Source organism: Pontiella sp. (assembly GCF_041622395.1).
Classification (GTDB): Bacteria; Verrucomicrobiota; Kiritimatiellia; order Kiritimatiellales; family Pontiellaceae; genus Pontiella.
In genome coordinates this window covers 1-7,846 of the sequence record NZ_JBFJYW010000189.1, presented here as the reverse complement: position 1 = coordinate 7,846, position 7,846 = coordinate 1, and the positions used below count along the sequence as shown (strand labels likewise).

General features: G+C 60.2%; 10 protein-coding genes. 5 read left to right on the top strand and 5 right to left on the bottom strand.

Going from position 1 to position 7,846, the window contains the following annotated elements; translation table 11 throughout:
* From ABYO54_RS11330 to ABYO54_RS11310, 5 genes are all read right to left on the bottom strand, one after another.
* Positions 1-589: fatty acid desaturase (locus tag ABYO54_RS11330; protein WP_372808362.1), on the bottom strand; the 589-nt coding region annotated here is incomplete at its 3' end.
* Complete coding sequence (locus tag ABYO54_RS11325; RefSeq protein ID WP_372808361.1) at positions 586-843, bottom strand: hypothetical protein; 258 nt, start codon at positions 841-843, stop codon at positions 586-588. The genes ABYO54_RS11325 and ABYO54_RS11330, both read right to left, overlap by 4 nt.
* A gap of 13 nt (positions 844-856) precedes the next feature.
* Entirely contained in the window at positions 857-1,423 is a 567-nt protein-coding gene (locus ABYO54_RS11320) for a sigma-70 family RNA polymerase sigma factor (RefSeq protein WP_372808360.1), read from the bottom strand.
* Positions 1,424-1,527: 104 nt separating this feature from the next.
* A complete protein-coding gene (locus ABYO54_RS11315; protein ID WP_372808359.1) occupies positions 1,528-1,986 on the bottom strand; it encodes a hypothetical protein in 459 nt (152 codons plus the stop codon).
* Complete coding sequence (locus tag ABYO54_RS11310) at positions 1,970-2,926, bottom strand: NAD(P)H-binding protein (protein WP_372808358.1); 957 nt, start codon at positions 2,924-2,926, stop codon at positions 1,970-1,972. The genes ABYO54_RS11315 and ABYO54_RS11310 overlap by 17 nt, the downstream gene beginning before the upstream one ends.
* A gap of 89 nt (positions 2,927-3,015) precedes the next feature.
* Here ABYO54_RS11310 and ABYO54_RS11305 point away from each other — a divergent pair, with 89 nt between their 5' ends.
* From ABYO54_RS11305 to ABYO54_RS11285, 5 genes are all read left to right on the top strand, one after another.
* Positions 3,016-3,897 (top strand): NAD(+)/NADH kinase, encoded by an 882-nt coding sequence (locus tag ABYO54_RS11305; RefSeq protein WP_372808357.1) that lies wholly within the window; start codon positions 3,016-3,018, stop codon positions 3,895-3,897.
* A 157-nt stretch (positions 3,898-4,054) separates the two neighbouring features.
* On the top strand, positions 4,055-5,401 hold the full coding sequence (locus ABYO54_RS11300) for a cytochrome ubiquinol oxidase subunit I (RefSeq protein ID WP_372808356.1): 1,347 nt from the start codon (positions 4,055-4,057) through the stop codon (positions 5,399-5,401).
* On the top strand, positions 5,401-6,402 hold the full coding sequence (cydB, locus tag ABYO54_RS11295) for a cytochrome d ubiquinol oxidase subunit II (RefSeq protein WP_372808355.1): 1,002 nt from the start codon (positions 5,401-5,403) through the stop codon (positions 6,400-6,402). Before ABYO54_RS11300 ends, cydB begins: the two co-directional genes overlap by 1 nt.
* Positions 6,403-6,491: 89 nt before the next feature.
* The gene (locus ABYO54_RS11290) at positions 6,492-7,622 is read left to right on the top strand and encodes a VanZ family protein (RefSeq protein ID WP_372808354.1); all 1,131 of its coding nucleotides are present in this window, start codon (positions 6,492-6,494) and stop codon (positions 7,620-7,622) included.
* 30 nt (positions 7,623-7,652) lie between these two features.
* Positions 7,653-7,846, top strand: a 194-nt coding sequence (locus tag ABYO54_RS11285) for a hypothetical protein (protein WP_372808353.1), incomplete at its 3' end; no start/stop codon positions are given.

Here is a 7,846-nt window from a genome sequence, read left to right as displayed (position 1 = left end):
CCGCCACCGTGCTCAGGAAGAAACCGTAGAAGGCGAACTGCCAGCCCGTCACGCCCCAGCCGGGTCTGGCCCAATGGATCAGCGACCCGAGGCCGAGCAACGAAACCGCCAGCAGGAACGCCGGGGCGTAGGGATGCTTGTTCAGCCAGAGCAACTCCGGGTATTTCGCGAAATCCTTCACGCGGCTGAAGTCGGTTTGGGCGAGCTCCCTTTTCATCACCCAGCCGATGTGCGCCCACCAGAAACCGTGGTGGCGCGGGGAATGCACGTCTGCCTCGGTGTCGGACGTCTGGTGGTGCATGCGGTGGTGGCTCGCCCACCAGAGCGGGTCGCGCTGCGCCGCGGTGGTTCCGAGCACGGCGAGCAGGAATTGGAACGCGCGGCTGGTCTTGAAGCTCTTGTGCGAAAAGTAGCGGTGGTATCCCGCCGTCAACGCGAAGACGTGCAAGACATACATCAGGGCGAAAATGGCGAAGGCCGGCCAGCCGCCCGGAACAAAGAATACACCGGCGCAGCAGACGTGCATGAAAAGCAGCGGAATGCTGAGCGACGTTTTTTGGGGTGCCGTGCTGTCGGTGGGTGTTTTCATTGTTTTTGCTCGAGTGCTTGCTCGATCCGTTTTTTTGCGGCTTCGGAAAGATGCAGGTGGGCTTCCACCTCGCCCGCCTCTTCGTGCTGCAGATAATCGTGAACGCCTTTCTGCATATCGACGACCTGCCGGTGGTATTTGCCGCACATGACGCAAAGCCTGATGTGTATGAACATCGGAATCCGGCGCCACCAGGGCAGTTCGTAGTAGCGATGGTTTGCCAGGGCTTTGGCCACTTGTTTGCATGCGATCATTTGAAAATCTCCGTCAGTCCCGGGTCCAATTCGCTTCCAGGCAGGCTTTCAGCTGCGTCCGCGCCCGATGAAGGATGACCCACAGATTGTTCGGCTTGAGGTGGAGTTCCTTACAAATGTCTTCGGTCGACATGCCTTCGAGCTCGCGGAGGGTGAAGGCCAGCCCCGCGTTGCCCTTGAGTTTGGACATGCAGTCGTAAAACACTTCCCAGAATTCCTTCTGCTCGTAGGCGTGTTTTGGATCGAATTTCCACGGAGCGGGGTGCTGGTTGGCGATGCCGAACGCCTTGAACTTGAAACTGTCGAGGATGTCCGCTCCTTCGGTGTCGTCCGTGGCAATCTCGCGCGAGGCCTTGCGGATGTAGTCCACCACCTTGTGGCGGAGTATGCCGCGCAACCAATAGCGTACGGGGGTTTTCCCGTCGTAGCGATCCAGCGCCCGGATCCCGGCCAGGAAGGTCTCCTGCACGGCGTCCTCGGCCGCCGCCCGGTTGCGAAGCCGAACAAACGCAAACTGGAAAAGATAGTCTCCATGTTCGTTTACCCAGCTCTCCGGGTTGCTTAATTCTTTTTTGTTCATGCGGATAGTTTATAGCCGAAGTTTGCCCTTGGCAATTGAATGGCCTGAAAATATCCACCTTGAAAAAGCATGCCGGTACGCCGCGTTCGCGAACCGTCCGCGCTTTACGAATCCGCCTGCAGCAATTGGCGCAGTTTCATTTCGCGGTAGTCGAAGATGCGGTCGAGGGTTTTCCGGATAAAGAACCCGTGAACGGCCCGCCCGATACAACCGAACGGGACTTCGTAGCAAATGTGGTCGGTAAAGCGAACGCCGCCTTCGACCGCCTCGATCAGATGGTAGTGATACCACAGTTTGTAGGGGCCGATCTTTTGCTCATCCACAAACGAGCGCTGCGGCACAATGTACTTGAGTTCGCTCAGCCAAGGCCGCCTCCCCATCAGCGGTATCTTTACGCGGTATTCCACCAGCATCCCGTCGTACATCTCTTGCGGGAGGTCGGTCATGATTTCGAAGGCCATGTCTTCCGGCGTAATCCGGTTGAGGTTGGCCGGATTGCGGATGAAATCCCACGCCGTATCGAGCGAGGTGCGGACGGTGGTTTGCCTATGCAGCGTGTACATGTTCTGCTTCCAGGTTCACGGGTTCCCCAACACGGTGGGCTGAAGAAGCCTTAAGGGCCCGGCGAATCGCATCGGCGGCGCCGATCGGCTCAATGTCGGGGAAAAGTTCCTTTGCCCGAATCGATTCGACGACGGTCGGGCTGCGGATGCCTTCGATCAGCTTCCGCCCAATCGTGGCGTCGATGTCGGAAAACAACGAAATCCAGTGGCTGCTGAGCCAGGGCGAAAGCACGGGTACGGGAAGCATCAGCCGCCTGATCCCGCGCTGTTTTGCATACTCCCGCATCAAGTCGCCATACGACATTTGGTCGGCCCCGCCGATCTCCACGATTTCATTGTGCGCGATTTCAACATCGAGGGCCTCGACCAGATAATCCAGCACGTCGTTGATGCCGATGGGTTGCGACTTGGAGGCGACCCAGCGCGGCATCACCATGACGGGGAGATGTTCGGTCAGATCCCGGATGAGGTTGAACGACAGGCTGCCATCGCCCAGTATGATCGAGGCGCGCAGTTCGAGGATCGGGATGCAGGATTCGCGCAGGGTATGGCCGACATTCTGCCGGCTTTGCAGGTGGGGCGACAATCCGTCGCGTTCATTCCCGAGTGCCCCGATGTAGATGATCCGTTGGACTCCGGCCGCCCGGGCCATCGAAGCGAAATTTTCCGCCGCTTGGATCTCCTTGCTTTCGAAGTCGTGGCTTTCCCCGAGCGCATGGATCAGATAGTACGCGGTATCGACCCCCGCCAGCGGCTTCCACAGGGTGGAGCGTACCATGGCATCGCCTTCGAAGACGTTGGTGAGCCGGCCGGTGTGGCCCATTTTCGACGGGGTTCGCACCAGGCAGTTGACCTGGTGCCCTTGGCTTTCGAGCCGTTTCAGCAATTTCCCACCAACGTATCCCGTTGCTCCGGTTAGTAATATGTTGTGCTTTTTCATCGCGTCGTCTCCACGTTTCCCCTTGTTCGTGCGGGAGGCCGCGAACCTTACGGGAAAAATAGGTTTTCCCATCCTTGGAAAGCCCGGGAATGCCATCTATAGTGCCCGACATGAAAAAGATCGGGGTCATTGTGAATACCAAACGTCCGCGCGCAAACCACATTCTGGGGGCGTTGCGTCGGGAGGCGGAGCGCCATGGTTTTGAGCTGTTTGCCGAAGATGCCACGATGGCCGAAACGCTCGGCGCCGAGTGGTTGCCCATCGCGGAGTTCGGCCGGAAGGTGGACGTGGTGTTGGCGATGGGCGGCGATGGCACGGTGCTCTATACCGCGCGCGCCATCCATGGCTCCGCAGTGCCGATCATGGGCATCAATCTCGGCAGTCTCGGGTTCCTGACCAGCGTCAGCGACACGGAAATCCCGGCGGCCCTGGAAGCCATTGCAACCCACACCTTCAAGGTTTCCGAGCGCGACGTGGCCGAATGCCGCATTTTCCAAAACGGTTCCCGGGTCGGCGAGGAACATGCGCTCAACGACGTGGTGCTGGGGTGGGGCGGGTCGTCGCGCATCGTCACGCTCATGCTGTCGATCGATGGCGAGGCGGTCGGATCCTTCATGTGCGACGGGATGCTGGTTTCGACGCCGACCGGCAGTACGGGCCATTCGCTGTCCGCCGGCGGGCCGATCCTGCATCCGGGCATCGGCGGTTTCGGCATCAATGTCATTTGCCCGCACACGCTGAGTTCGCGGCCGCTCGTGGTGCCCGACAGCAGCCTGATCGAGGTCGAGGTGGCCAACGCCGCCAAGGAGCTGATCCTGTCGATCGACGGCCAGGACGAGTATCGGGTCGAGCAGGGCGGTCGAATCGAAATCCGCCGCAGTCCCCATTCCGTCCGGTTCCTGCAGCTGCCCGGGCACAGCTATTTTTCCGTCCTCGCCCAAAAGTTGCACTGGCGGGGCTCTTCGCTTTGACCGGCGGCGGCAACCCGTCCGCTTTTCCAACTATTCGATAAATTGGTATTGAATTGCCTATTTGGGCGGTGTATCCATGGGGCCATCGATTCATGCACAGTCGAGTGCATGTTTTAGCCGGCAACAGAACAGGGAGTAGCAAATCATGGATGCGGTCTTGCTCGCACGTTTACAATTCGCTTTGACGATTAGTTTCCACTATATCTTCCCGCCGCTGACGATTGGCCTGGGTTGGATGATTTTCATGTACAACACGCGCTACCAGGAAAACGAATCGGTCGTCTTCCGCCAGCTGGCGCAGTTTTGGACCAAGGTGTTTGCCATCACCTTCGTGATCGGCGTGGCGACGGGGATCACGATGGAGTTCCAGTTCGGCACCAACTGGGCGAACTATTCCCGCTTCGTGGGCGATATCTTCGGGGCGCCGCTGGCGGCCGAGGGAATCTTCGCCTTCTTCCTCGAATCCAGCTTCCTCGGCATCCTGCTCTACGGCCGAAAGAAGGTTTCGCAAAAGATGTATTGGTTTTCGAGTCTGATGGTCGCGTTCGGCGCGACGATGTCGGCCTTCTGGATCGTGGTGGCCAACTCCTGGCAGCAGACGCCCGCCGGCTTTGAACTGGTGACCGAAATGGTCAACGGCGTGGAGGTGCAAAAGGCGGTGCTGACCAACTTCTGGGAGGCGGTCTTCAATCCGTCCACGTTGCCGCGCTACTCGCACGTCATCACGGGCGCGCTGACCGTCGGCGTCTTCTTCATTCTCGGCACCTCCGCCTGGCAGGTGCTCAAGGACCGCAACACCGAGTTTTTCCGCACGTCGATGCGCACGGCGATCGTTCCGTGTTTTGCCGTCATCATGCTCACGATGATCGTCGGCCACAAGCACGGGCACCAGGTGGCCGAGACGCAACCGGCCAAGCTGGCGGCGTTCGAGGGGATCTGGGAGACGCAGACCCATGCACCGCTGATGCTGTTCGGTTGGCCGGACCAGGAAGCGGAGCGCAATCGGTTTGCCATCCAGATTCCCGGCATGGTCAGTCTCATGATCGGTGGCAAGTTCGATACCGAAGTTCCGGGCCTGAAGGAATTTCCCCCGGAAGACCGCCCGCCCGTGGCCATGTCGTTCTGGTCGTTCCACCTGATGTTCTACATGGGCATGTGGATGGCGTTCATCGCGTTTATCGGCGTCATCTTCTGGCTGAATAAAAAGCTGCTCGACCATCGGCTCTACCTGCGCCTTTGCGCGCTGACGGTGCCCATCCCGTTTTTGGCCAACGAAGTGGGCTGGATGGCGGCGGAAGTCGGCCGCCAGCCGTGGGTCGTCTACAACCTGCTCCGCACCGAGCACGCCGTTTCCATCTCGGTTCCGGCCGGTCAAATCCTGGCTTCGATCATCATGTTCTCGTTGATCTATGCGTTGCTGTTCGGCCTCTGGATCTTCCTGTTGAAGCGCCAGTTCCACAAAGGCCCCGATGCCCTTGAAACCCTCGAAGCGGAGGTGAAGTAATGGAAACCCTGCAAGTTGTCTGGTTCCTGCTCGTTGGTGTTCTCGTTATCGGCTACGCCATCCTCGACGGCTTCGATCTCGGCGTCGGCTTCTGGCATCTGTTCGCCAAGAAGAAGAGCGAGCGCTCCGCGTTCATCGAGTCCATCGAGCCCTTCTGGGACGGTAACGAAGTTTGGCTGTTGACGGCCGGCGGCGCCTTGTTCGCGGCGTTTCCGCCGGTTTATGCCACGGTGTTCAGCGGCCTCTACCTGGCCATGATGCTGGTGTTGCTCGGGCTGATCTTCCGCGCGGTGGCCATCGAGTTCCGCAACAAGGTCGACAGCCCCGGCTGGACCCGGGCGTGGGACTTCGCCTTCGCATTCGGCAGCATTCTGCCGTCCACCCTCTACGGCGTGGCGATCGGCAACATCCTGCGCGGCCTGGAGCTCAGTGCCGTTGGCGACTACACGGGCGGGTTCTTTGCGCTGCTCAATCCCTTTGCGCTGGTTTGCGGGTTGGTCGGCCTGTCGATGTTTGCCCTGCATGGCGCGCTTTACATCTCGATGAAGCTCGATGGCGAAGTTGCGCTGAAAGCGCGCAAGTGGGCCGAGAAAACCTGGTATGTATTCCTGCTGCTGTTCATGGTGGCCGTCGGCTACGGCATCAAAAGCTGCATCCATGGCATCAAGGCCATTCCGCTGGTGCTGGTCATTTTGGCGCTGGTGAGCAATGCGGTCGTCTTTGCCTTGAACAAAAAGGCAAAGGCAAAACCGGCGTTCATCACATCCTGCCTCACCATTGCCTGCGTCATGCTGGCCGTGGCGTCGGCCTTGTTCCCCTACATGGTTCCGTGCACCAACAACCCCGAGTGGGGACTCACCGTTTTCAACTCCTCCTCTTCGCAGCTCACGCTAACCTCGATGCTCGTCATTGCCCTGATCGGCATGCCGGTCGTGCTGGGCTACAGCTGGTTCATCCACCACGTCTTCCGCCACAAGGTCAAGGTGGAAGAAGAGCGATGAAGGACGGGGCCCGCGCGGCGCGGGCCGCTCATGCTTAATTCGTGCTTCTGGGTTCTTAATTCCGCGGGCGGGTGCTATCGTTCCCCCGTATGAACGAATGGGCTGGAAAACTGATGACGCGGCTGCCTGCACTCCTGATGCTGGCAGCCACGTTGATTTTCTGGCCCAACTTCGATCCCTGCGCACCGGCGGGCCCGGCGTTGCTCGATTCGCCGACGTTGGCCGCGGCCGCGGTGGTCGAAGGCGACTGTTCCGAAACCGGCTCCGTCTTCGAGCTCCGCATGGCGCCGGGCGGAATCGCCCCGTGCGTACAGTTCGTTCTTCCCGACGGGGCCGCTCCCGAAATGATCCGTTTGGGCGGACGTATCCGCGCGGAGAATCCGGGCGGCAGCGCCTGGCTCTCGTTGATCCAGCGCCGCGATACGGGCGGGCGGTTGAATGGGGGCCAACGCCAGCTGATCGGGGACGGTAGCTTCGGCTGGACCTATTACCAGAACGACTATTCCGTGAGTCGGTGGACCCGGAAACTCGAAGTGACCTTGCAGTCGTTTGGCGAAGAGGGCACGGTTTGGTTCGACTCGATCCGGGCCGTACCCATCGCGTTCCGCGCTTCGCTGCCATGGATTCGCGGGGCCTTCGCCGTGGCCTGGCTGGGCATCGGTGCCGCCTACTATTTCATCGGCCGGCTGAATACGCGCCGGCTGCGCCATCTGATTTTGCTGAACGCCCTGGTGATCGTCGTCGGCGTGCTGTTGCCCAATCACTGGCTGCAGGTTGCGCCGGGCAAGATCCGGCGGGCGTTGGGCGAAAACGGGGAAGCGGCGCGCAGCACGGCCTATGTCCAAGCGGGCTTCGGCGTTGCCCGGCACATCGAACAAACCATCGGGCGGTCGTTCGGCCATTTCGCACTTTTCGGTTCGCTGGCTTTCTGGGTGCTGTTCTCCGCCGCGCTCGAAGGGCAGCATCCGGCCCGCTACTACGGCAAGGTCGCGGGCGATCTCTTTCTTTTCGGCCTTTGCACCGAGGCCTTGCAGCATCTCACGCCCGACCGCACGGTCGATGTGGACGACATGCTCTGCAACGCCTACGGCATACTCGTGGCCATGCCCCTCTTCGCCGTCGTCTGGAATAGCCGCGCGTGGGTAATCTTGCGTAAGCACAGACGCGCTTCGCGGCGCGCCGTTCGCCCGCCGGACGACCCTTCCACTTTGGATTCGTAAAATCCGCTCGGCCTGCTATCTTTTCGCCGCATGAGCCCGTCGTGCGTAAAACTGAAAATGCGGCTGCCCGCCATTCTGTTGCTGGCGGTCACGGTGCTGTTCTGGGGGTTCTACGACCGCTATGAGCTCGATGGCGAAATCCTGCTCGAATCGCCGACCTTGGCCGATGCCCGGCAAGTGCGCGGCGATTGCCAGGAAACCAACGGGTGCTTTCGCTTATCCGT